The sequence below is a fragment of the Hymenobacter swuensis DY53 genome (assembly GCF_000576555.1).
GTDB classification, from domain to species: domain Bacteria; phylum Bacteroidota; class Bacteroidia; order Cytophagales; family Hymenobacteraceae; genus Hymenobacter; species Hymenobacter swuensis.
In genome coordinates this window covers 3,137,917-3,160,061 of record NZ_CP007145.1, presented here as the reverse complement: position 1 = coordinate 3,160,061, position 22,145 = coordinate 3,137,917, and the positions used below count along the sequence as shown (strand labels likewise).

Annotated in this window: 16 protein-coding genes; 4 read left to right on the top strand and 12 right to left on the bottom strand. The window is 62.0% G+C overall.

Annotation, left to right across the window (positions count from 1 at the left end; all coding sequences use genetic code 11):
* The first annotated feature begins 39 nt into the window (after window positions 1-39).
* From HSW_RS14865 to HSW_RS14850, 4 genes are all read left to right on the top strand, one after another.
* On the top strand, window positions 40-879 hold the full coding sequence (locus HSW_RS14865; RefSeq protein WP_044002567.1) for a sugar phosphate nucleotidyltransferase: 840 nt from the start codon (window positions 40-42) through the stop codon (window positions 877-879).
* Window positions 873-1,514, top strand: coding sequence for a PIG-L deacetylase family protein (locus HSW_RS14860; RefSeq protein ID WP_044002566.1), 642 nt, complete (start codon window positions 873-875; stop codon window positions 1,512-1,514). The genes HSW_RS14865 and HSW_RS14860 overlap by 7 nt, the downstream gene beginning before the upstream one ends.
* Window positions 1,515-1,694: 180 nt before the next feature.
* Window positions 1,695-3,023 carry a DUF4910 domain-containing protein gene (locus HSW_RS14855; protein ID WP_052346483.1) on the top strand — a complete coding sequence of 443 codons (1,329 nt, stop codon included), beginning with the start codon at window positions 1,695-1,697 and terminating at the stop codon, window positions 3,021-3,023.
* An 80-nt stretch (window positions 3,024-3,103) separates the two neighbouring features.
* On the top strand, window positions 3,104-4,480 hold the full coding sequence (locus HSW_RS14850) for a glutamate-1-semialdehyde 2,1-aminomutase (protein WP_071883120.1): 1,377 nt from the start codon (window positions 3,104-3,106) through the stop codon (window positions 4,478-4,480).
* A 70-nt stretch (window positions 4,481-4,550) separates the two neighbouring features.
* Here HSW_RS14850 and HSW_RS14845 read toward each other — a convergent pair whose 3' ends face one another.
* The 12 genes from HSW_RS14845 to HSW_RS14790 form a co-directional block, all read right to left on the bottom strand.
* Window positions 4,551-6,515, bottom strand: coding sequence for a glycosyltransferase family 2 protein (locus HSW_RS14845; protein WP_044002565.1), 1,965 nt, complete (start codon window positions 6,513-6,515; stop codon window positions 4,551-4,553).
* Window positions 6,516-6,567: 52 nt separating this feature from the next.
* Window positions 6,568-7,803: a glycosyltransferase family 61 protein gene (locus HSW_RS14840; RefSeq protein ID WP_044002564.1), complete on the bottom strand. Its 1,236-nt coding sequence runs from the start codon at window positions 7,801-7,803 to the stop codon at window positions 6,568-6,570.
* Between the two features lie 35 nt (window positions 7,804-7,838).
* On the bottom strand, window positions 7,839-8,795 hold the full coding sequence (locus HSW_RS14835) for a GDP-L-fucose synthase family protein (RefSeq protein WP_044002563.1): 957 nt from the start codon (window positions 8,793-8,795) through the stop codon (window positions 7,839-7,841).
* 136 nt (window positions 8,796-8,931) lie between these two features.
* Window positions 8,932-10,044, bottom strand: coding sequence for a GDP-mannose 4,6-dehydratase (gmd, locus tag HSW_RS14830; protein WP_044002562.1), 1,113 nt, complete (start codon window positions 10,042-10,044; stop codon window positions 8,932-8,934).
* 243 nt (window positions 10,045-10,287) lie between these two features.
* The gene (locus HSW_RS14825; RefSeq protein ID WP_044002561.1) at window positions 10,288-12,927 is read right to left on the bottom strand and encodes an Ig-like domain-containing protein; all 2,640 of its coding nucleotides are present in this window, start codon (window positions 12,925-12,927) and stop codon (window positions 10,288-10,290) included.
* 637 nt (window positions 12,928-13,564) lie between these two features.
* The gene (locus tag HSW_RS14820; protein ID WP_052346482.1) at window positions 13,565-14,770 is read right to left on the bottom strand and encodes a hypothetical protein; all 1,206 of its coding nucleotides are present in this window, start codon (window positions 14,768-14,770) and stop codon (window positions 13,565-13,567) included.
* A gap of 30 nt (window positions 14,771-14,800) precedes the next feature.
* Window positions 14,801-15,640 carry a glycosyltransferase family 2 protein gene (locus tag HSW_RS14815; protein ID WP_044002560.1) on the bottom strand — a complete coding sequence of 280 codons (840 nt, stop codon included), beginning with the start codon at window positions 15,638-15,640 and terminating at the stop codon, window positions 14,801-14,803.
* 61 nt (window positions 15,641-15,701) lie between these two features.
* Complete coding sequence (locus tag HSW_RS14810; protein ID WP_052346481.1) at window positions 15,702-17,015, bottom strand: glycosyltransferase family 4 protein; 1,314 nt, start codon at window positions 17,013-17,015, stop codon at window positions 15,702-15,704.
* Entirely contained in the window at window positions 17,012-18,040 is a 1,029-nt protein-coding gene (locus HSW_RS14805; protein WP_071883119.1) for a hypothetical protein, read from the bottom strand. The genes HSW_RS14810 and HSW_RS14805 overlap by 4 nt, the downstream gene beginning before the upstream one ends.
* Window positions 18,024-19,343, bottom strand: a complete 1,320-nt coding sequence (locus HSW_RS14800; RefSeq protein ID WP_052346480.1) for an O-antigen ligase family protein — start codon at window positions 19,341-19,343, stop codon at window positions 18,024-18,026. The genes HSW_RS14805 and HSW_RS14800 overlap by 17 nt, the downstream gene beginning before the upstream one ends.
* Window positions 19,340-20,497 carry a glycosyltransferase family 4 protein gene (locus HSW_RS14795; protein WP_044002559.1) on the bottom strand — a complete coding sequence of 386 codons (1,158 nt, stop codon included), beginning with the start codon at window positions 20,495-20,497 and terminating at the stop codon, window positions 19,340-19,342. The genes HSW_RS14800 and HSW_RS14795 overlap by 4 nt, the downstream gene beginning before the upstream one ends.
* 2 nt (window positions 20,498-20,499) lie before the next feature.
* Window positions 20,500-22,125, bottom strand: coding sequence for a lipopolysaccharide biosynthesis protein (locus HSW_RS14790; protein WP_044002558.1), 1,626 nt, complete (start codon window positions 22,123-22,125; stop codon window positions 20,500-20,502).
* Window positions 22,126-22,145: the final 20 nt, after the last annotated feature.

Sequence of the window (22,145 nt, the reverse complement as noted above, 5' to 3'; positions counted from 1 at the left end):
CAGTAAGCCGGTTTTTCCCACTCTTTTCCTCCCTATACCATGAAAGTAGTTCTATTCTGTGGCGGGCAGGGCATGCGCCTGCGGGAGTTTTCTGAGAATACACCGAAGCCCATGGTGCCGCTGGGTTACCGGCCCATGCTCTGGCACATCATGCGCTACTACGCGCATTTCGGCCACAAGGACTTCATCCTGTGCCTGGGCTACAAGGCCGACTCGGTGAAGCAGTATTTCATGGACTACAACGAATGCCTGTCCAACGACTTCGTGTTTTCCAAGGGTGGGCAGCAGGTGAAGCTGCTTAGCTCCGATATCGACGACTGGAACATCACCTTTGTGGATACTGGTTTGCACAGCAACGTAGGCCAGCGCCTGCGGGCGGTGCAGCCGTTTCTGGAAGGCGAGGCAATGTTCTTAGCCAACTATGCCGACGGCCTCACCGACCTGGACCTGAACCAGCAGGTAGCCGATTTTGCGGCCTCCGATGCTGTGGGCAGCTTTATGGCCTACCAGCCGCCGCACAGCTTCCACGTGGTGGCCCTAGGCGAGGAAAACCAGGTGCAGTACATCAGCCCCATTGCCAAGTCGGGCCTCTGGATCAACGCGGGCTACTTCGTGTTCCGTCCCGAGATATTCGACTACCTCGGCGAAGGCGAGGAACTGGTTGAGCAGCCCTTTCAGCGCATCATTCAGGAAGGCCGGCTGATGGCCCACCGCCACGCCGGCTTCTGGGCCGCCATGGATACGTTCAAGGACAAGCAGCAGCTGGATGAGCTCAGTGCCCGGGGCAACGCACCCTGGGAGGTGTGGCGCACCACGGCCGCGCCGGTACAGTACCTGCGTCGCCGAACGGAAGCCCTGACCGCCACCCCGGCATGCTAAACCTGAGTCCGACTACGCCGTTGCGGCTGCTGTGCCTGGGCGCGCACTGCGACGATATTGAGATTGGGGCCGGCGGCACCTTGCTGCACTGGCTGCAGCAGGGGCGGGTAGCGGCCGTGCACTGGGTGGTATGGGCCGCCACCGAGGAGCGCGCCCAAGAGGCCGAAGCCAGCGCCCGGCTGTTTCTGGCCGCCGCCCCGGCCGGAGCCGTCACCATCCGGGTGCACCACTTCGCCGATGGCTCCTTGCTGGCCGAGCGCGCCGCCATCAAGCAGGAGTTTGAGCACCTGAAAGCCTTTGAGCCCAACCTGATTCTGACCCACTACCAGCACGATTTGCACCAGGACCACCGGCTGGTGTCGGAGCTGACCTGGAACACGTTTCGCAGCCACCTGATTCTGGAATACGAGATACCCAAGTACGACGGTGACCTGGGCAACCCCGCCGCCTTCGTGGAGCTGCCCGCCGCCGTGCTCGACGCCAAGCTGCAGCTGCTGCGCGAGGGGTTTTCGAGCCAGTCCGGCAAGCACTGGTACGACGACGAAACCTTCCGGGCGCTCCCCCGGCTGCGCGGCATCCAGAGCGGCACCCGCTACGCCGAAGCCTTTCACCTGCGCAAGCTGCTGCTGGGCTAAGGCCCCAGCCAGGGCAAAGCGCAGCAGGGAGTAGCGCGAACTTTGTAGTTCGCGTCCCCGCGCCGTCTGGACCGTTACAACGGCGCGGGGGCGTGAACTACAAAGTTCGCGCTACTACGCTACTTCCCGTGGCGTACCAACTTCGGCGCGACTAGCGCCGCGTTTTCTTATTCTCCTCTTATGCAACCGGCCGCTCCCCTCACTTTTGTAGCTCCCGATGCCGCCCCCACGCCGGGGGCGGCTATGCACGCGCTGCTGGAGCGGCTGTTCCCGATTTGCCGCAGCATCACCGGCGACGGGGTGCGCCAGACGCTGGCCATCCTGCGCGAATACCTGCCCGCCCTGCGCGTACACGAGGTGCCCAGCGGCACCCCCGCCCTCGACTGGACGGTGCCGGCCGAGTGGAACATCCGCGACGCCTGGGTGAAAAACGCGGCCGGGGAGCGGGTGATTGATTTCCGGCAGCATAATCTGCACATCCTGCAATACAGCACGCCGGTGCACGGCTGGTTTTCGCGCCAGGAACTGGACGACCACCTGTTTTCCCTGCCCGAGCAGCCCGACCTGATTCCGTACCGTACCAGCTACTACCAGCCCAATTGGGGGTTCTGCCTGAGCCACCGGCAGCGCGAGCAGCTCCGGGACGACTACTACGAAGTCTGCATCGATAGCACTCTCGACGAGCAGGGCCACCTGACCTACGGCGAGCTGGTGCTGCCCGGGGCTTCGGAGGAGGAAATACTGCTTTCCTGCCACTGCTGCCACCCTTCGCTGGCCAACGACAACCTTTCGGGGTTGGTGGTGGCCGTATTTCTGGCCCGCGAGCTGGCCCGGCAGCCGCGCCGCTACACCTACCGGTTTGTGTTCGGGCCGGGTACTATTGGCTCGATTGTGTGGTTGAGCCGCCACCGCGACACTGTAGGCCTGATCCGGCATGGGCTGGTGCTCACGCTGCTGGGCGGCCCCGGCGGCTTCACCTACAAGCAAAGCCGTCGGGGCGCCGCCGAAATAGACCGCGCCGCGGCCCTGGTGCTGCGCGCCGCTGGCGTACCGCACGCCGTGCGGCCCTGGCTGCCGTATGGCTACGACGAGCGGCAGTATTGCTCCCCGGGCTTTAACCTGCCAGTGGGCTGCCTCTCGCGCACGCCGTTCGGGGAGTTTCCTGAGTACCACACCTCCTCCGATAACCTGGAGTTTGTCCGGCCCGAGCAGCTGACCGAAAGCCTGGAACTGGTGCTGAACATCTGCACTACCCTGGAGCACAACCGCACCTACCGCAACCTGAGCCCCTACGGCGAGCCGCAGCTGGGCCGCCGGGGGGTGTACAAAGGCATCGGGGGCGGGCAGGAGGGAGCCGACTGGAACATGGCGCTGCTCTGGCTTCTGAGCCTGTCGGATGGTACCCACACGTTGCTCGACGTGGCCGAACAAGCCGCGCTGCCGCTGCCCTTGCTGCACCGCGCGGCGCTGGCGCTGGAAGGCGCAGGGCTGCTGCAACCGCTTACCTGACGTTATCCGCCTATCGGGTGCCCGCCACGGCTTCCATGCTGGCCAGGCACCGCAACGGCTCGTTTCCCGGGCCTACTCCTATGCTCGACTACTCCACTTTCGCTCCCGTTGCGCCGCCGGTTCCGGCCGGGTCTTTTGGGCAGCACCCCCGCAGTTTTTCCCGCTCCAATCTGCTCAAAAGCCGGTTTAACCGCGTGATTCCGGGCGGCGCGCACACCTACGCCAAGGGCGACGACCAGTTTCCGGAGTTTATGGCCCCCTACATTGTGCGGGGCCAGGGTGCGCACGTCTGGGACGTGGACGGCAACCAGTTTGTGGAATTTGGGGCGGGGCTGCGGTCCGTGACGCTGGGCCACGCATACGCGCCGGTGGTGCAGGCCGCCCAGCGGCAGCTGGAGCTGGGCGCCAACTTCGGCCGGCCCGCTTTGCTGGAGCTGGAAACCGCCGAGGACTTCCTAGACTTCACCCGCGCCGGCGACATGGTGAAATTCGCCAAAAACGGCTCCGACGTTACCAGCGCCGCCATCAAGCTGGCCCGGGCCTACACCGGCCACGACCTGGTAGCCGTGTGTCAGGACCACCCGTTTTTCTCCGTCGATGACTGGTTTATGGGTACCACGCCGTTGCAGGCGGGCATTCCGGAAGCCATTCGTCGCCTCAGTCTGCATTTCCGCTACAACGACCTGCCGGGCCTGGAAAATCTGCTGGCGGCCCATCCCGGCCAGGTGGCCTGCGTGATTATGGAGGTGGAAAAAGACCAGCCGCCGCTGCCCGGCTATCTGGCCGGCGTGCAGGCCCTGTGCCGCCGGGAGGGCGTGGTGCTCATCTTTGATGAAATTATCACCGGTTTTCGGTGGCACAACCAGGGTGCCCAGCACTGCCACGGCATCCAACCCGATTTATCCACCTTTGGCAAGGCGCTGGCCAACGGCTTCAGCCTGGCTGCGCTGGCCGGCCGCCGCGAGCTGATGGAGCGGGGCGGCCTGGAGCACGAGCACGAGCGGGTATTCCTGCTCTCGACCACCTACGGGGCCGAAACCCACGCCCTGGCCGCCGCCCGCGCCGTGATGCAGGTGTACCGGCAGGAGCCCGTGGTGGAGCACCTGTACGCGCTGGGCGAGCGGCTGGCCCTAGGCTTCAACCAGAGCATCAGCAGCCACGGTCTGCAGCCCTACGTGCAGCTTATGGGCCGCCCCTGCTGCCTCACCTACGCCACCCGCGACGCGGCCGGGCAGCCCTCCCAGGCTTTGCGGGCGTTGTTTCTGCAGGAAACCACCCGCCGAGGTATTCTCTGCCCGTCCTTCATCACCAACTATTCCATGACCGACGAAATCATTGACCAGACCGTGGACAGCCTGCACGAAGTGCTGGGCATCTACCGCCGGGCACTGGATGAAGGCGTGGAGAACTACCTGGAAGGCCGGCCGCTGAAAGTGGTGTACCGGCGCTATAACTAACCAGGCTGCAACCAGCCAAAAAAGCCTGTTCCGAAACCGGAACAGGCTTTTTTAAATGGGAAGGTGACACCTACACAGAGGGCCGGAGCCAAGAGGCCCCATCATAAGCGGGAGGCGTCCAGCGGAAGCGGGCGGCCAGCCCAAGGCCCAGCCGGACTGGCAGCCACCGCAGCGGCACCGAAAACTGGCGCAGCTCGGGCAATTCCAGCAGCCGCAGCACCCGGCGGGCCCCGGCCGCGTCGTGGCTGCGGAGGGCCCGGTACGCGCCGGCCAGCACAAACTGGTGAAAGAAACTAGCCGCCGCCCGGCGCAGGCGGGGTTCGGGGAGAAGCTGCTGCGCACGGGCCTTCTGAAAAATGCGTAGCAGTAACCCAATGCTCTGCTCCTGAAACATGGTAGTGGTTAGGGCTCCTTCATGCACAGTGTAGGCGGCGGTGCAGGCAGGCTCCAGCTGCAGGCCGGTGCGAGAAAAAATGCGCAGCCACAGGTCAGTATCATCGGTGTCTTCTTGGCTAGGGTCGGGGCCGCCGGCTTGCAGGTAGGCCTCCTTGCTGACCACCAGGGCAGGAACCCGAACCAGGGAGGAGTTGGTGAGTAGCGCCTCCACAGCCTTATCGGGAGCCAGCCAGCGGGAGCGGGCGGGCAATTGGCGCTGCAGCTCGTGGCGGTGGGCATCCACAATGCTTACCCCGAACAGCACGGCGTGCTGCTGCTCCCGGCACTGGTGCAACACCCGCAGAATAGCGGTCAGGCCGCCGGGCAGCAGGTAGTCGTCATCGTGCAGCATGAGAATATAACGGCCCCTGGCCCGGGCCACGCAGGCCTGCCAGTTAGTGGTAGCGTTGCCGCCGGGCGGGTTGCGGTAGTAGTGCCAGCAGGCGTTGGGCTGCTCCCGCAGGACGTGGTACGTCATCCGGCCACAGAAGTCATTGGCCGTGGAGTTGTCCGATACCAGCAGTTCAACCTCGGGCGGCAACGGGCCCACCGACCGCAGGGCCCGTGCCAGCAACTCGGGGCGGTGGTAGGAGGGAATGCAGATGCTTAGGAGCGGCTTCTTCGGAGGTGGGGAGGCAGCTGGTGCCGGAGTCCAGCCACGGCGGGCGCGCTCTTGCACCAGCTGCCGGCTCACTAATACGTCACGCCAGTTACGCCACAGGTAACCAACAGCATTCAGGGAAGCCCGCTCCGCCAGCAAAGAGTAGCCCAGGATGCCCAGCTGGCGGGGCAGGGCCCGCATAACCAACCGGGGAATCTGACTAGTAGTGGTATTTTTCAGCAGCAGCAGCCACTGGTTTTTCACGGCGTCGGTCTTGATGGCTCCGCTCAGGCGGCGGCGCAGGCGCAGATTGGCTGGCAGAAACTGGCGCGGATGCAGTGCCCGGCAGGCGGGCTCAAACAGAGTGCGCCACCCGTACAGGCGGCCCCGCCAAGCAATATCCCAGTCCTCTTTATGCGCGAAAAAACGGGAGTCAAAAAACTCCCCCTGCACCCGTAAGTCATCAATAAACTGCCGCCGAAACAGCGGCAGTGCCCCATCGGCTCCATCCACGTAGGTGGCCGCCAGCGGGCCGACTTCGCTCAGGTGCTGTCCGTGCAGCCGCAGGCTGAAGCGGCCATCGGGGAGGGCTGTCATGCCGGCACTGTCGATGCGCGGATCGGCGTCGTGGCTTTGAACCAGAAGGCCGCACACGGTGCCAATCTGCTCATCCTGATCAATGGCGGCTACGGCGCGGGCTAGGTAATCGGGTTCCATCTCCACGTCGGGGTTTACCAGCAGCACCAGCTCGGTAGCAGTACGGTCGAGCGAGTAGTTGTGGCCCCCGCAGAAACCCGTGTTGCGGGGCAGCGTGTGCAACTGCACGCGGGTATCGGTGGCGGCCAGGGCAGCTACCCGGGCACAGGTATCGTCGTGCGAATTGTTATCAACCACCCAGACCTCAAAATCGGGGTAAGACTGGATCAGCACGGAGCGCAGGCACGCCTCAATGGAATCGGCACTGTTCCAGGTAACCACAGAAAGCAGAACGGAAGGCATAGGCAGAAGGAAATGACAGGAGATAGAAACAACACTCCGTGCGAAGGGAAACCTAAGCCAGCAGGGGCTGCGGCTGGCGCTTGATGGCCGTTTTCAGTAAAGCCCGAAGGGCATCCAGATCCACCAGCAGGTCGTCGCGCTGCGCCCCCGCCCGTGATGTGCTGGCATTGGGAGTTTCGCACACCAGATAGTGGTGGCCGATGCCCAGCCGGGAAGTGACTTCCAAGTAATCCGCTACTACAAAGCTGGTGGGAAACAGCTCAATGAGCTGCGCCCCGACCGGACTTACCACAATATTGGCCAGCCCGGCCCCCACCGAGGAAACGATAATGCGGGCCTGGGCAAACAACGCGGTTTTCTCGTCCTGGGAGTAAGGCGTCAGCACGTGGCTTTCAAACCCGAATTCCTGTAACAGCGCCTCTACCGCCGTCTCATTAAGAATATGGCGGCCCGGTGCGTCACGGCGGCTGATGTAGATGTAGGGGCTGAACTGCCGGGCTACTATGGGCGCTGGGAGCAGAATACTGCGCAGGAAGTCGCAGGCCCAGTTGGGAGTGTGCGTAAGGTTGCCCCGTACGCTGGAAGTCGCCAGCAGGGAGCGGGCCCGCACATGCTGCCGCTCGGTTACATCCAGCAGCCGCTCGGGGCCGATGCCCAACGCCTGCATCGTATCCTGCACAAATCGTTTCGATTTGTCATACACTAGGAAAAAATCCACGGCATCCAGCAGGCCGGCCGCCTGCACCAGATGCAGGCGGGGCAGCGAGTCAATCAGCCAGTGGTAGTAATTGCCACTGGCCGCGCCACCGCCCGAAAGCAGGCTGCACACCGTGCCGGGTACATCCAGTGGCTCCTGAAAGTAAAGCTGCTGAAAGATGTTGTTTTCCTGGGGCGGGGTGATGTTCCACTGCTGCCCATTGTACTGAAACGAGACGTCGCCTACCAGTTTGCCATCGGCCGCTAGTATGGCTACGCTGTTGAAATTGTCGGCGTATACCCGGCCATCCAGCAGCTCTACCACAAAGGCCGGCGGTACCTTTTCCTGGCGGTTGGGTTTGCCGTGTAACCCTTGGTACACCGTGGCATGCTGGTAGAAATCAGTAGGAATAGCCAAGTGGGAAATGTAGCCGGGCACTACGCCGAAATAGGCGGCACCGCTGCCTGGCTGCGCCGCTAATGCCCGGCTGCTGGCATGCACCCCGGCGGGCCGGTAGTGGCTGTTATACGGGACCCACTCGCGGAGCAGCCGGCCCGCTTTGCGCTGGGCCCGCAGAAGTACATCGTGCATAGTAACCGGGGCTGGATGGGTAAAAATCAGGTCATTCAAGCGAATTGGGGTTCGGGAAGCTGGGTAGCCCGCTGCCAGTCGGCCGACTGCAGCACGGCCGTGATGCCCTCGCGCAGCCCAATGGAGTGCTGCCAGCCCAGCTTGTGCAGTTTGCTTACATCCAAGAGCTTACGGGGCGTGCCGTCGGGCTTGGAGAAGTCGAACAGGATTTCGCCCGCGTAGCCCGTCAGTTCGGCCACCAAGTCGGCCAACTCCTGAATGCTGATGTCGCGGCCGGTGCCGATGTTGACAGGTTCGGCTCCGTTGTAGTGCAGCAGCAGGTGCAGGCAGGCATCGGCCAGGTCATCTACGTGCAGAAACTCGCGGCGCGGCGTGCCCGTGCCCCACACCGGCACCCGGGGCAGTCCCAGCGTAACAGCCTCCGAAAACTTGCGCAACAGGGCCGGCAACACATGGGAGTTCTGCAGGTCGTAGTTGTCGCCGGGGCCGTAGAGGTTGGTGGGCATGGCCGAGATGAAGTTGCAGCCGTACTGACTGCGGTAGGCTTCGCAGAGTTTGAGACCGGCAATTTTGGCAATGGCGTAAGGCTCGTTGGTGGGTTCCAGTAGGCCGGTCAGCAGGTATTCTTCCTTGATGGGCTGCGGGGCCAGTTTGGGGTAAATGCAGGAGGAGCCCAGAAACAGCAGCTTGCGCACGCCGTGCCGTTGGCTTTCGCGCAGCACGTTGCTCTGAATCATGAGGTTGTCGTACAAAAAATCAGCCCGGTACACGTTGTTGGCCTGAATACCACCTACCTTGGCGGCGGCCAGCAATACGTAATCAGGGTTTTCCAGCGCGAAGAAATCCTCCACGGCGGCTTGGTCACGCAGGTCCAACTCCTGGGACGTGCGCGTGACGAGGTTGTGGTAGCCCGCCGCCTTGAGGCGGCGCACCAGGGCCGCGCCCACCATGCCCCGGTGGCCGGCCACGTATAGTTTGGCGTTGTGTTCCATGAGGGAGAGAATAAGTGAAATGGTGAGGTGGTGAGATGGTGAGTTTGATGTTCTGGCGGTCTTATTGGGTCTGTTTGTGCCATTTGCACAGACAGCCCGTCAAACTCACCAATTCACCACCTCACCATTTCACCGCTTACTCGTCGTGGTACATGATCTGGTGGCCGGCTTCCAGCAGCACGGCGTCGCGGCGGAATAGGCGCAGGTCGGCCTGCACCATGTCCTGCACCAGGGCCGGCAGGTCGTATTGGGGCTCCCAGCCCAGCTCGGTTTTGGCCCGCGTGGGGTCGCCGATGAGCAGTTCCACCTCCGTAGGGCGGAAATACGCCTTATCCACCGCCACCACTTCTTGGCCCACGGCCAGCTGAAAATCGGGGTGATGGCAGGCCACCACGAAGCCGGTTTCCTGCACCCCATTGCCGTTGAAGCCTACCTCAATGCCCAGCTCAGCAAATGCTAGGCGCACAAACTCGCGTACGGTGGTTGTTACGCCGGTGGCCACCACGTAGTCGCGGGGCTGCTCCTGCTGGAGCATGCGCCACATGGCTTCCACGTAGTCTTTGGCGTGGCCCCAGTCGCGCTTGGCATCCAAGTTGCCCAGATACAGCTTATCCTGCAGGCCCAGGGCAATGCGGGTGGCGGCCCGGGTGATTTTGCGCGTGACGAAGGTTTCGCCGCGCTGGGGGCTTTCGTGGTTGAACAGGATGCCGTTGCAGGCATACATGCCGTAGGCCTCGCGGTAGTTAACCGTAATCCAGAAGCCGTACAGCTTGGCCACGGCGTACGGCGAGCGGGGGTAGAAGGGTGTGGTTTCGCGCTGGGGCACTTCCTGCACCAGTCCGTATAGCTCGGAGGTGCTGGCCTGGTAGATGCGCGTTTTGTGGGTGAGGCCCAGAATGCGCACCGCCTCCAGTAGGCGCAAGGTGCCCACACCATCCACGTCGGCCGTGTACTCGGGCGTGTCGAAGCTCACCTTCACGTGCGACATGGCCCCGAGGTTGTAAATCTCATCGGGCTGTACTTCCTGCACAATCCGGATCAGGTTGGTGGAGTCCGTCAGGTCGCCGTAGTGCAGCTTGAAGCGCACGTTTCGCTCGTGGGGGTCCTGGTACAGGTGGTCAATCCGCTCGGTGTTGAACATGGACGAGCGGCGCTTGATGCCGTGGACTTCGTAGCCCTTGCTCAGAAGTAGTTCGGCGAGGTAAGAGCCATCCTGGCCCGTGATGCCCGTAATGAGTGCGCGCTTCATAGAGGTGCGAATAGAAAGTGAGACAGCAGCATCGGCGCAAAGTTGCGCGTAGAACTTTTACGACAAATTATTGTATTATAAATTATATATCCAATACATTTTACTGAAATATTTATTTTTAAACTTGAATAAGTAAAATATATCCTGTTCAGACATTTGCCGCAAACACAAAAAGCCAGACTCCGTAAGGAGTCTGGCTTTTATTGGGCTTTCAGTTACTGCCGAGGGCTGGCAGCTAACGGGTTAGCTCAGGCGAGGGGCCACGCGCTGGCGCGAAACCGGTACCAGCGTGGCAACCAGGTCCGGCCGCACCACTGCTGCCGCCGAAGCATCACCCCAGGTTGGGCTCAGTACGGCAGCCATAGTGGCAGGAGCCGGTTGGAAGGGGTTCAGTGGCTGGAAGGCGGTGCTGCCTTTGCTCCATACTTCCACCCCCGAGAGGTTCAGGTCGCCGCCGCTGCCTACCAGCTGAATGGTGCCGTTGGTAACGGTTACCGCGTACGGGCCAATCTTCTTCCAGGAGCCGGCACCGCCGGTATTGTAGTTGGTCAGGGCTGCCTGGCCGTTTATCCGGATGCTCACCGTCTGGGCTGCGTTGTCTTCCCAGATGTAGGCATACACGTCGTACGAGCCATTCGGGACGCTGGTCATTGTGAAGGTTAGGTTGCGGCTGTACACCGACGAGCGGATCATCTGGGCCCGGGCCGTAGTGGTAGCCGGGTTCAGCGTTACACCCTGGTTAGCGAAGGTGGTGCCATTGGTGGTGTAGTTTGCTGCATTGCTACCCTGCCAGGCGTTACCATCCAGTGTGGTGGCTGAGCCATTGAGGTTGATGGCGCGGTAGAACGTGGCTGTTGCGGCCGTGTTTACGGTTACACCAACGGCGGCAGAGGTAGTAGTAGCTCCGGCATTATCAGTGGCTTTGGCCGTGAGCGAAACGGTGCCGGCGGTGGTAGGCGTCCAGCTTAGCTGGTAGGGGGCCGAGGTATCTTCACCCAGCTTGGTGGTGCCGTTGAAGAACTCCACCTTGGCTACCGAGCCATCGGCGTCGGCGGCGGTGGCCGTCAGGGCCAGGGCCGAGTTCACCGTTACCGAGGAGCTGGCAGCAGCTAGGCTTACCGTGGGAGCCTGGTTCTGAGGGGCCGCAGTGCCAGCCCGCCAGATTTCAATGCCCGACAGGTTCGCATCACCGCCCGAAGTGGTCAGGCTGATAGTGCCATCGGTTACGTTGGCCGTGAACGGACCCAGACGACGCCAGGTGCCGGCCGCGCCGCTATTATAGTTGCTCTGCACCGTCTGGCCTTCGAGGGCCAAGCTGTAAGTAGTGGCATTGTTGTCTTCCCATACGTAGGCATACACCAGGTAGGTGCCGTTGCTCACGCTCACGTTGGCCGACAGCGCAGTGCTGTACGCCGAGGAGCGAATCATGGTAGCGCGGGCCGCATCGGTGGCGGGGCTCAGGGTTACACCCTGGTTGGCGAAGGTAGTACCGTTGATCTGGACGCCCGCAGCACTGCTGCCAGCTTCCCAACTCTTACCATCAATGGTAGCAGCGGCGCCGTTCACGTTAATGGCTCGTACGAAGACGGCGTTAGCGGGGTCAACGGGAGCTGGTGCCGGGGTCGGAGCGGGGGTAGGCGTCGGGGCCGGGGCGGGCGTAGTAGTGCCACCCGAGTTGGTACCACCCGAGCCCAGCGTAATGCCGTTCTGCTGCAGCTTTTGCTGCCACAGTGTCAGCTCGTTCTGCTCCGTCTGCAAGGTAATGGGGTTGGGCAGGTGGTTGGTGCCGGTGCAGGTAGCGCAGGCCCCCGAGCTTAGGTCGTGGCGGTTAGCGAAGGGCACATTGTACCCGTTCTTTACAAACCCGATGGTATTGTTTACCGTGCGGTTGTTATAGAAAACGTTGCCGGGCTGCTGGTAGGCATTGAAGATAGCCGTGGCCGCGTACGTGGCATTCAGCGGTGTGCCATTGGGCATCAGCGCGCTGGTTACCATGCGGTTATCATGGAAATAAATATCGTGGCCAGCGGCAATGTTCATGGCCGCGTTGCAGGTCGAAATGAACTGGTTGTTATACGCCTCGATGAAGGCGGCCGTGGTCGTCGGCGAGGAGCCGTCACCGTCGGTAGTCATGCCCGTTCCCGTAAAGGTGTTGCCGTTGGCGGGGTAGGGGTAGGCACCTTGCACGTAGTTATCGTGCACCCGGGCCGGGCTCTGCTGCACGCCGCCGGAGTTGTAGAAGTTAATGTTGTCTTCCACCAGGCTATTGTTGGGCTCGTTCACCACCTGGTTCCAGGCAATTTCCATGTTACCCACGTTGCGCACCTGATTCAGGCCGCAGAACTGCACGTACTGGCCCCCGCCGTTGCGGTAGCGGCCGTCAATATTTTTGGCCTGGTTGAAGCGTACCGTCAGGGTTTGCGAGGCCGAACCGTCGCCGCCCCACTGGTAAGCCGCAATACCGGAAGTATGCTCGAAGTAGTTGTTTTCCACCCGGACCGAGCGGCCGGAGTTGACCTCCAGAAAGCGGCCGTGGCGGCGGTTATCCACGCTCTGCTGCGTGCCGTAGCCTTTATTGTTAGTAATCACCAGCGTCGAGCCGCCGTTTTTGGCGTCAATCAGGTCGCCGGCACCAACCAGGGTGCAGCCAGTAATGGTAACGGGCTGGGTAGTCTGAATGCGGATACAGGGCGTGTTCGAGTCAGTACTGCGAAAGTTGCCCGTGTACGTTCCTCCTTGGGTGATGGTGATGGGAGCCGCGTATGTGATGTTGGTAGGAAACTGACCTTGTGCCTGCGTTGAAGAGGGCAGCAGATTCAGAAGGGAAAATACTGCCGCCGATAACGACAGGAGGCGAGCACCAGAGCGGTTGGGTTGAGTCATCAGGGAAAAATTTGATCCGAGGCCTTTTTGCATTCTGTGAGCCTTTAAAAGAAAAAAACTATATAGGAATGTTTGTTAAACTACTTCCCAAAGACAATTCGTTCCAAGTGGCCGAATGATTTTTATGCTATTGGTGAAACCCGCCTGCGTTGCCTTCCGGTAAAGCGGTGTATCGGGCCTGAGAAGCAGCATCCGGCACCTGATGCTGCGCTTGGCCACTGTGGCGTCGCTCTGTTCCGACGTATACCCGCTTACCTGAAAAGGTGCTTAAATGCTGTGGTAATCCTGTTTATCCTTCCGCACAATCCCATCTGCAGCCACCAGGGGTTAAGCATAACCCGCTGAACGTTCGGTTCTCTTTTAGATGCAATCCAAATTCCGCAAACTGGCGTGTATGGACTGTTTCTGAGAAAACCAGCTCAATCTGTAACTTGTTAAAGTGCTAGATTGATACCTGAGGTTCATTGCAAATGTATAAAATAGATTGAATATGCAAGGGCATTCGAAAGAAAATGAAATTGTATTATTATAATAAGAGATATACGTCTGAATAAAAAAAAGGCTCGTCAACTAGTGACGAGCCTTTTTTAGGGTTTTACCCAAGGTCAAAAATTTACACGTATTGGTAGTCAATTAGTTACTGTGGGTTGCTGTAAGTGGCTACAGCTGCTTTGGCCGTTTGGCGTGGCCCCACCCGAAACCCCTGGGCCAGCAGATGATTCTGCCAGTTGGCCAACTCCCGGGTTTCCTGCGCCCACAAAACAGGATTAGGCAGGTGTTGCGTGCCAGTACAGGCCGGGCAGGCATCGGTACTCAGGTCGTGGCGGTCAGGAAACGGACTTTGGCGCCCCCAACTGACGTAACCGACGGTATTATCGGTTATCCGGTTGGCAAAGAATACCGCGGTAGGTTTTTTGTAAGCATTGAAAATGGACATGCCGGCATAGCTGGCCGGCAGGCGGGTGCCATCGGGCAGCAGGCCGCTGTGCATGATGCGGTTATGGTGATAGTAGTTGTGATGCCCCGCCGCAATGTTCATGGCCGCGTTACAGGTGCTCACGATGGAGTTTTCGTAGGCCTCCACATAGGCGGTAGTGGTGAGGGCCGAGGCGGCATCACCATCGGTGGTGATGCCCGAGCCGGTGAATCGGGGAGCAGTAGCCGGTACCGGATAGGCTCCCTGAATGTAGTTATGGTGCACCCGTAACGGCCGGCCGGGCGTGCCGGAGGAGTTATGCAGATTGATATTATCCTCCACCATGCTCTGGTTAGGCTCATTGATAACCTGATTCCAGCTGATGTCAATACCGGTCAGGCCATGCACTTCATTGAGCTGCAGAAAGCTGACTTTCGCGCCGCTGCCGTTACGGAAACGTCCATCAATGTTGCGGGCTTGGTTGAAGCGTACCACAATGGTTTGCTGCGGCGTACCATCACCCTGCCAGCGGTACACCAACAGGCCTGCCGTGTGTTCCAGGTAGTTGTTTTCGGCCAGCAGGCTTACGCCGTCGTTGATTTCCAGAAAGCGGCCCCGGGCTCGGTTGTCGACAGCTGGCAGCAGGCCCCGGCCCCGGCAGTTGCGCACCGTGAGGCGGGCCCCGCCGTTGGTGGCGTCAATTAAGCGGCCGGGACCCCGCAGCTCGCAGCCGTCCAGCACCACTGGCTCGGTGGTGGCAATGCGGATGCAGGGCTGGTCCGGGTCGGTGCTTTCGTAGTGGCCGGAGTAGGTGCCTCCGTGCCGGATAACCAGTGCCCCGTTCTGGCCGGAATTCAGCGTACAGCCAACTCCGCTTACCAAAATGCCCAGTACACTCAGAAGCTGCAGAAGTGAAAAACTGGGCATGAGCAGGAAGGAAAAAGCCGTAGGGGCTGGTTAGTGAAGGAAGTAGCCGACCAGCCGGCGGGCGTAGCCATTCAGCAGAAAGTAGGGCAGATAAGGCCGGGGGCAGTTTTTGAGGCTGAAATGGGTGAAGTTGCGCAGGTTGCCGCCACCCCGGATGCCGAACAGGTGCTGATAATAGCCGCGCAGACTACGCTGGCGGCGAGTTATTTCCTGGCCGCTTTCCTCGGGGTAGGTGCTGAGGCGGGCGTCGTAGTTGCAGTACACCGGGAAGCCGTGGCGGCGGGCTACACTGGTGTAATCGAAGTCGGCGAGGTAATGGGGCAGGCGCTTCTCATCAAACAGCCCGATGGTTTCCAGCACCCGGCGCGGAATCAGCAGGCCCCGGCCCGGCAGGTAGGTGACCGGGTGCAGACCCCGCCGCTGCTCCGGGGGCAGGGTTTCCAGCAGGTCGCGGCGGGTGTTGGTGCGCCAGTCCAGGGTTTCGCCGCCGTACACGGGCTGTCCGGTGCTGACATCCAGCTCCAGCGCCCCCAGCACGGCCGTGGGGTGTTGGGCAGCTACGGCCTGCATCTGGGCCACAAAGTCGGGGGCCGTCAGCACATCGTTGTTGAGGGTCATGACCTGGGTGGCTCCTTCTGCCAGCGCCCGGCGGATACCCAGGTTCACCCCCGCCGTCCAGAACAGGTTGCCGTCGCCTTCTTCCAGGAGTACCTCCGGAAAGTCCTGGCATAGCATCTGGCCGGTACCGTCGGTAGAGCCATCGTCTACCACCACTACCCGAAACGCCGTGGTAGTCTGCTGCCGCAAGGAGTCGAGGCAGGCTCGGGTGAAGTCTTTGCGGTTGAAAACCGGGATGACAATATACAACATACGAACAAGGAGAAAGTAGACCGGAAAGGAGAGTGACAAAAACTACAGCTGGCCGCCCTAATCAGGCCCGGGCCAGCTGGGGGGAGCCGGCCGTGGCGTTTTCGTCCTCGTCTTCAAGGGGCGCTGCCATACGGTGCGCTGCTGACTGCTGGAGCAAGGGGATGACCAAGGATTGCAGGCGGGCTGCCCGGGCGGTCCAGGTCTGGGTAAGGGCGAATTCGTAGCCGGCCTGGCCGGCGGCCCGGCGTTCCAGCGGGTGATGGTAGAAGTATTCCACCGCCCGGGCCAGCGCATGGGCGGTAACTACGGGCGTCGTGACCGGCACTTTCAGACCGGCGGCGGCCGGAATAAAGTCGTGGGCGCCCTGGTGGTCGAGGGTAATGATGGGCAGGCCGGTGGCCATGGCTTCGAGAAACTGCGAGGCGAAGGAGTCGCGCAGGCTACCGAACAGAAAGGCATCGTGGGTGAGAAAGGCCGTGCGCACTTCCGGCCACGAGACGGCCCCGCGCCAGGTGACGCGGCCTTCAAGGCCGTAGCGGGCAATCCAGCCCGGAATCTGCGGGCCGAGCGGTCCGGCCCCGATGATGGTGAGGTGAAAGGGAATCCGCCGGTCCACCCGGCTCAGCGCATCGAGGGCCAGTTGCAATGCTTTGCGAGGAAACAGCCGGCCCAGCCACAGCAGGCGCAGGGTAGGGGAGACCTCACGCTCCGGAAACACCGCCGGAAAAAAGGACTCCGGCAGGCCCGAATCCAGAAATAGCTCTACCCGCCGCGCCCCCAGCCGGCGGGCCAGGTCGGCGGTTTCGGAATTAGTGGCCAGTACCACGGTAGCGTGGCGGAGCGTCTGGCGCACGTTGGGGTCGAAGGTCATCAGCAGCCAGCCAATAGCGTTGCGCATGGTTTCCGACTTAAACCAATCGGGAATGAAGGCCCGGAAGGCCTCCGGGGCCCGCTGCGCCCCGCCCACCGGCCCAAAGATGAGCGGCTTGCCCAGGCGCCACATCCAGGAGCCCATCTGCAGGCTACCGTAGGTGGCGTGGTGCACGTAGTCGAACTCTACGGTCTGGCTCAGGCGGCGGGCTTCTTTCCAGGCCAGGTACTGCCACACCATATAGTGCAGGTACACGCCAAACTGCCAGCGGTGCAGAAACTGCACCCAGGCTGGTACGGCCACAAACAGAAACTGTAGCTGATTGGGGCTCAGTTCATGACCATGTTCGGCCATAAACGGCTCGATGCCGGCGCGGCCATCGGGGTTGGTAATGCACCACACGCGGTGACCGCGCCGGGCGGTCTGCCAGGTCCAGTTGAATCCAAAGCCATCTTCTCCGCCATTAACCGGGTTGCAGGCATAGGCTGAAATCAGAACGTTCATGCGAGTTGGGTATGAGGTCGTGAGGCGGTAGGCAGCGGCAGCGCAGGTCGGGCCGGAGTCGGGCGGGCCGGGGCGCGGTGCAGCAGCTGGCGGACGGTACGACGGAGTTTGGCGGAAACCCGCCCCCAGAAGAACTCCCGGAACCGTTGCCGGTCCCGACGCTGGTCGCGGAGCACTTGGGCCGGATGGCGCAGCGGGAAGCTCAACTCACGGGTAGGCACATTGGCAAACTCGTCGGTAGCATCCTGGGTGTGGGTGCTGTCGTCGCCAAACCCAATGTTGCCCACCAGATTCACGGCCGGTACCACGCACAGCCCCGAGTTGGCCACAATGGCAAAGTGCCACTGATAGTCCCACACGTCGGGCGGCTCGGGCAGATCCAGTACGCTGGCTATTTTGCTGAGGCGGTAGCGACTTTCCAGCCCCGAACTGTACAGGCCCCGGAGCTTGCCCTGTTCCTGCAGGGGCTGAAACTGATTGAGGTGAAAATCATACAGCTGCCAGGCTCGCCGCCAGGTAGCCCAGCCCCAGCTGTTCACCTGCGTGGAAAAATAGTACGACTCGGCCTCCACCGGGCGCGCGGCCCGGGCTTCCCGGCTGAAGTTGTTGCCTCCAATGTGCATCACGCGGGTATCGTGGCGGTAGCGGCCGAGTAGTTCCTCGCAAAACCGGAAAAAGGAGGGCGTCGGTACGCAGTCATCTTCCAGAATGATACCTTCTTCTTCCTGCCGGAAAAACCAGTCGATGGCCGACGCCGGGCCGACGCCGCAGTTCAGGTTGGTGGTCCGGAACAGTGTAAATACTTCACAGGGCCAGTCGATATCGGCCACAATGGCGCGGGCGGCGGCGCAGCGGGCGGGGTCGTCGGGGTGCGTGGTGCGGGGTCCGTCGGCGGCCAGGTACAGGCGGGGCGGACGGGCCCGGCGCACGGCTTCAAACACGCGCCGGGTAGTTTCGGGACGGTTGAAAATCAGTAGCAGTACCGCTGTTTGCAGAGGGGCGGAGGCGTCAGGGGAGAGCAACATACGCGGCAGAAGCTTGAGGTGCAGGGTAAGGAAGACCGGCCGGGGCACCGGATTGCGCCGGCCGGATGGCAGAGCGGGCCGGCACTGGGGCCACATAAGGAAGGGGGAAAGCGGCGGCTAGGGTAAGGCCCAGCAGGGCGTAGAGGTAGGGCGGCCAGTCGTAGGAAAACCCGTAGAGCAGCGTGCAGGAGATGAAACTCACCAACGCCGCCGTGGTGGGGCTGAACGGTACCGGCTGCCGCACGCGGCGCACCAGCAGCCCAATGGGCACGGACACCACCAGCAGCAACCCCAGAATGCCGAAGTAGAATAGCCGGTCGAGGTAGAAGCTGTGGAAGTGGTGGCCGGTCCGGTCGCGCCAGATGGGGGCGTCGCCGTCGCCGTAAAACTGAATGGGCAACTCGAAGCCCTCGAGGCGCATGCCCACCACCGGATTTTCCTCCACAAATGGCTGGTAGGCTTCAATCTGCTTGAGACGCCAGCTGCCGGTACCCTGCTTGTCGGCGTTTTCGATGTCCGACACGCTTTCTTCCAGCTTCTTCAGTACCTGCGGGTTATCGAGCACCACGGCAACGCCGCCCAGGCTACCCACCACCAGCGGCAGCAGCAGAATCGGCAGGAGGCGGTTGGCAGTCAGCCGTATGCCTTCCACCCGGCGGAAGGCAATCAGCAGCCCATTCACCACCAGGGCCAGGGCCGTAGTTAGCCACACGGTGCGGTGCTGCAGAAACACAATCAGGGCCAGAATGACGAAGAATATGCCTAGCCGTAGCAGGCCGCCCCGGGTCAGGTACTGGTTAAAGTAATACAGGGCCGGCAATAGCAGCAGCAGCGCTGATGTCACCTGAAATCCCCGCTCATTCTCCAGAAAAGCCGACAAACTCAGGGCTTCCGGATGGTAAACGGCCAGGTTCACGGTGAGCCCCAGCAGCACCAGGAACATGAGCAGACTCACGGGCAGCGCATGGCAGCGGTAGTAGGCAAACAGCGCAAAAATGGGCAGTAGGATAGTGAGTTTGGCAAATACGTGCGGGTACACCATGGGCGTACCCCAGCCATTATATGATTCCAGAACCAGCAGTCCAACAACGACCACCGTTGCCAGCAGCCACCGGCGCATTATTGGGCCCAGATACCGGAAATACCATACAATCAGCCCCAGGGAAAGGGCCGTAATGAGGTAGCCATACTGGCTCAGTATGGGGTCATCCTCATCCTTTACCAGGAACTCGGTAAAGGCCCGGTCGGTCACCAGTACCAGCAGCAGGGGCAGAATATGCAGGAAGCGGAAATTGATTCTCATAGCTCCAGGGCTGGAATGGGACTAGTAGCCTGGGTTGAGACAACCGACAGCCGGTTGTCCTGGCAGGCTTCCTCGTACACTTCCCGGGTGCGGCGGGCGGTGTATTGCCAGGTGAAGTCAAGCAGGCGCAGCTGGCCCAGTCGTACTAAGTAGCGGCGTAGGTGGGTATCCGTCAGCAAGCGGGCGAGCTGCTCGGCCAGGGCGACGGGCTGGTTGGGCGGGAAGTAGAGGGCGGCCTCGCGGGCAATTTCCGGAAAGCAGGAGGCCTCGCTTAGCAGCACCGGGCACTGCTGGCCGTAGGCTTCCAGAATGGGTAGCCCAAAACCTTCATACTCGGAGGGGAACACAAACACTTGGGCCTGTCGGTACAGCTGATTAAGCTGCGCATCTGACACCGGCCCGAACTGGTGGGCGCGCTCGGCCCAGCCGGTGCGGTGCAGCAGCTCCCGCTCCGGGGCGGAGAACGGGCCGCCCCCGGCACACACCAGATGCAGGCCCTGGGCTGTAGCCGGCGGCAGCAGGGCCAAGGCTTCTACTAGGCAGCCGAAATTCTTGTACAGTGCCCGACTGCCCGTAAACAGCACGTACCGCTCGGGCAAGGCCAGGGTCGGACCGCTCGAGGAATACTCCCGGTCGGCGTAGCCGTGGTACACTACCCGTACCCGCTCGGGGGCTACCGGCAGCAGCCGCAGTACATCAGCCCGGGTGTTTTCCGACACGGTGATGATGCGGCTGGCCCGCTGCACGATGCGCGTGAGCACGCCGGCGTCCCGGTCGGGGTAGTGCTCCGGAAACAACGCCGGAATCATGTCGTGAATCGTGACGACCAGCGGCTGCTCGGGAGCCAGCAGGTCGAGGAAGTAGTCGTCGTCGGCCAGCGTGGGGTGAAACACGTCGAATTCGCCCCGGCGCAGGGCCTGCCGGGAGGCCCGCTGGTTGAAGTACCGAATTACGCGCCAGCGGGCCGGCAATGAGGAATTGGGCAGAAATGTGCGGTGACGGCTGTACTTACCATCGCGTAGGTACAGGTTGTTGCTTAGGGCCACTGCCAACTCCGATTGCCAGTTGGCATGGCAGAGCAGCTCGTGGTGGTAGCGGGATACACCTCCGAAGTCCTGGAGAGTAAACGCCTGATGGTCGTAGAGAACACGCATGGTTATACCAGTTCGGTTTCAGGATCGGGCAGCAGGGCGGGCTGAGGGCGGCGGGCAACAGGAGCGGTAGGAACGGCGGGCAACTTCTCACCATCGAGGCGGGCCAGCCTGGCCGAGAAACTTGTAAGCAAATGGGCCAGAAGGCCGGGTGCGGCCTGGCCGTCGTGGAGGCGGCTCAGCAGGCGGCGCAGCACCTGGCGTAGGCGGGCCGGCGGGGCCACCAGCGTACCGGCGGCCAGCAGTAAGGCCCCGGCCAGCATTTCCAGGATGAGCAGGACGGCGGCCGGCACCGTGCCGGGGGGCAGCAGCAGGCGCACGCCGGCAATGCCCACCACCACGACCACACCCGCCAGCAGCCCCGGCCCGTAGGAACCTAACACCTCCGACACGGTCACGGCCAGGACCCGGCGCATCAGCACCAGATACAGAATAGTGCGGATAACCTCGCCAGCTACCACGGCGGCGGCCACGCCCAGCAGGCCGTAGCGGCTCAGCCCAAAAAACAGGCCCGTGAGCAGCACCGCGTACAATAGATTCAGCCAGAGCTTGGGCGTGAGCGTGGCCGTAGCATCGCACACTACCCCGGCAAACATTGTCACCATACTCAGGCTGAAAGCCGCGCACACCACCTGCAGCACCGGTACGGCCGCCGTCCAGCCGGAGCCCAGCATCACGCGCACGATTTCCGAGGCGGCCACGGCCGCGCCGGCACAAATGGGAATCACGAGGGCCGCAATAAGCGTGATGCTGCTCAGGTACACGGTCCGCAGCCGGGGCCGGTCGGCCTGCACTTGGCTGAAGGAGGGAAACACCACCTTCGAGACGCTGGTCGTCAGTAGGTATACCGGCAGGCCAATCAGCATCCAGCCCCGGCTGTAAATGCCCAGGGCCGCCGCCCCCAGCAGCCGTCCGATGAGCAGCGTATCGAGGGAGCCGGTCACGAATTCCAGAAAGCTGATGGCCGACATGCGGCTGCCGTAGGCTACCAGCGGCCGATAGGTTTCCCAGTCGAACAGCAGACGCACATCGTGGCGCTCGGCCAGGTAGCTCAGCACCGTCAGCAGCAGGCCCTGGCCCAGCGTGGCGGCCACCAAGCTCCAGACCCCGAAACCCTGGAACGCCAGCCCGATGCCCAGCGCGCCGTAGCTGATAACGTAGGAAGCCACCTCAATGAGGGCCAGCGTCCGGAACTTCATGTGGCGGCGTAGCAGGCTCAGGGCCGTGGCGTTAAGGCCCGTCAGGAAGATGCCCACCGCCAGTACGCGTACTACCGGCACCACTTCGGGCTGCCGCACAATGCCGGCGGCCAACGGCGCGGCCAGCACGAGCAGGCCGGCAAACAGTACCCCCAGCGCCACCGACGACGTGAAGGCCGCCCGCACGTCGGCGCGGGTCAATTCGGCTTTCTGAATAATAGCCTGCTCCATGCCCATCTGGGCGAAATAGGAGCCGAAGCGCAGAATCACGCCCGCCAGCGCCACCAGCCCGAAGGCCGCCGGCGTCAGGAGCCGGGCCATGGTGGCCGTGTAGCCAATCTGTAGTACGGCCGTGATGATGGTGGCGGCCGTGGTCCATTTCACGCCGTGCACGGCGGCGGTAGTCAGGTTCGGAGAGGAGGAAGATGCCATGAGGCAATCCGGAATAGAAG

Bases quoted from the DNA above. Each gene is read 5' to 3' on its own strand.
- HSW_RS14865 (WP_044002567.1), top strand. From the start codon at position 40: ATGAAAGTAGTTCTATTCTGTGGCGGGCAGGGCATGCGCCTGCGGGAG.
- HSW_RS14860 (WP_044002566.1), top strand. From the start codon at position 873: ATGCTAAACCTGAGTCCGACTACGCCGTTGCGGCTGCTGTGCCTGGGC.
- HSW_RS14855 (WP_052346483.1), top strand. From the start codon at position 1,695: ATGCAACCGGCCGCTCCCCTCACTTTTGTAGCTCCCGATGCCGCCCCC.
- HSW_RS14850 (WP_071883120.1), top strand. From the start codon at position 3,104: ATGCTCGACTACTCCACTTTCGCTCCCGTTGCGCCGCCGGTTCCGGCC.
- HSW_RS14845 (WP_044002565.1), bottom strand. From the start codon at position 6,515: ATGCCTTCCGTTCTGCTTTCTGTGGTTACCTGGAACAGTGCCGATTCC.
- HSW_RS14840 (WP_044002564.1), bottom strand. From the start codon at position 7,803: ATGCACGATGTACTTCTGCGGGCCCAGCGCAAAGCGGGCCGGCTGCTC.
- HSW_RS14835 (WP_044002563.1), bottom strand. From the start codon at position 8,795: ATGGAACACAACGCCAAACTATACGTGGCCGGCCACCGGGGCATGGTG.
- gmd (WP_044002562.1), bottom strand. From the start codon at position 10,044: ATGAAGCGCGCACTCATTACGGGCATCACGGGCCAGGATGGCTCTTAC.
- HSW_RS14825 (WP_044002561.1), bottom strand. From the start codon at position 12,927: ATGACTCAACCCAACCGCTCTGGTGCTCGCCTCCTGTCGTTATCGGCG.
- HSW_RS14820 (WP_052346482.1), bottom strand. From the start codon at position 14,770: ATGCCCAGTTTTTCACTTCTGCAGCTTCTGAGTGTACTGGGCATTTTG.
- HSW_RS14815 (WP_044002560.1), bottom strand. From the start codon at position 15,640: ATGTTGTATATTGTCATCCCGGTTTTCAACCGCAAAGACTTCACCCGA.
- HSW_RS14810 (WP_052346481.1), bottom strand. From the start codon at position 17,015: ATGAACGTTCTGATTTCAGCCTATGCCTGCAACCCGGTTAATGGCGGA.
- HSW_RS14805 (WP_071883119.1), bottom strand. From the start codon at position 18,040: ATGTTGCTCTCCCCTGACGCCTCCGCCCCTCTGCAAACAGCGGTACTG.
- HSW_RS14800 (WP_052346480.1), bottom strand. From the start codon at position 19,343: ATGAGAATCAATTTCCGCTTCCTGCATATTCTGCCCCTGCTGCTGGTA.
- HSW_RS14795 (WP_044002559.1), bottom strand. From the start codon at position 20,497: ATGCGTGTTCTCTACGACCATCAGGCGTTTACTCTCCAGGACTTCGGA.
- HSW_RS14790 (WP_044002558.1), bottom strand. From the start codon at position 22,125: ATGGCATCTTCCTCCTCTCCGAACCTGACTACCGCCGCCGTGCACGGC.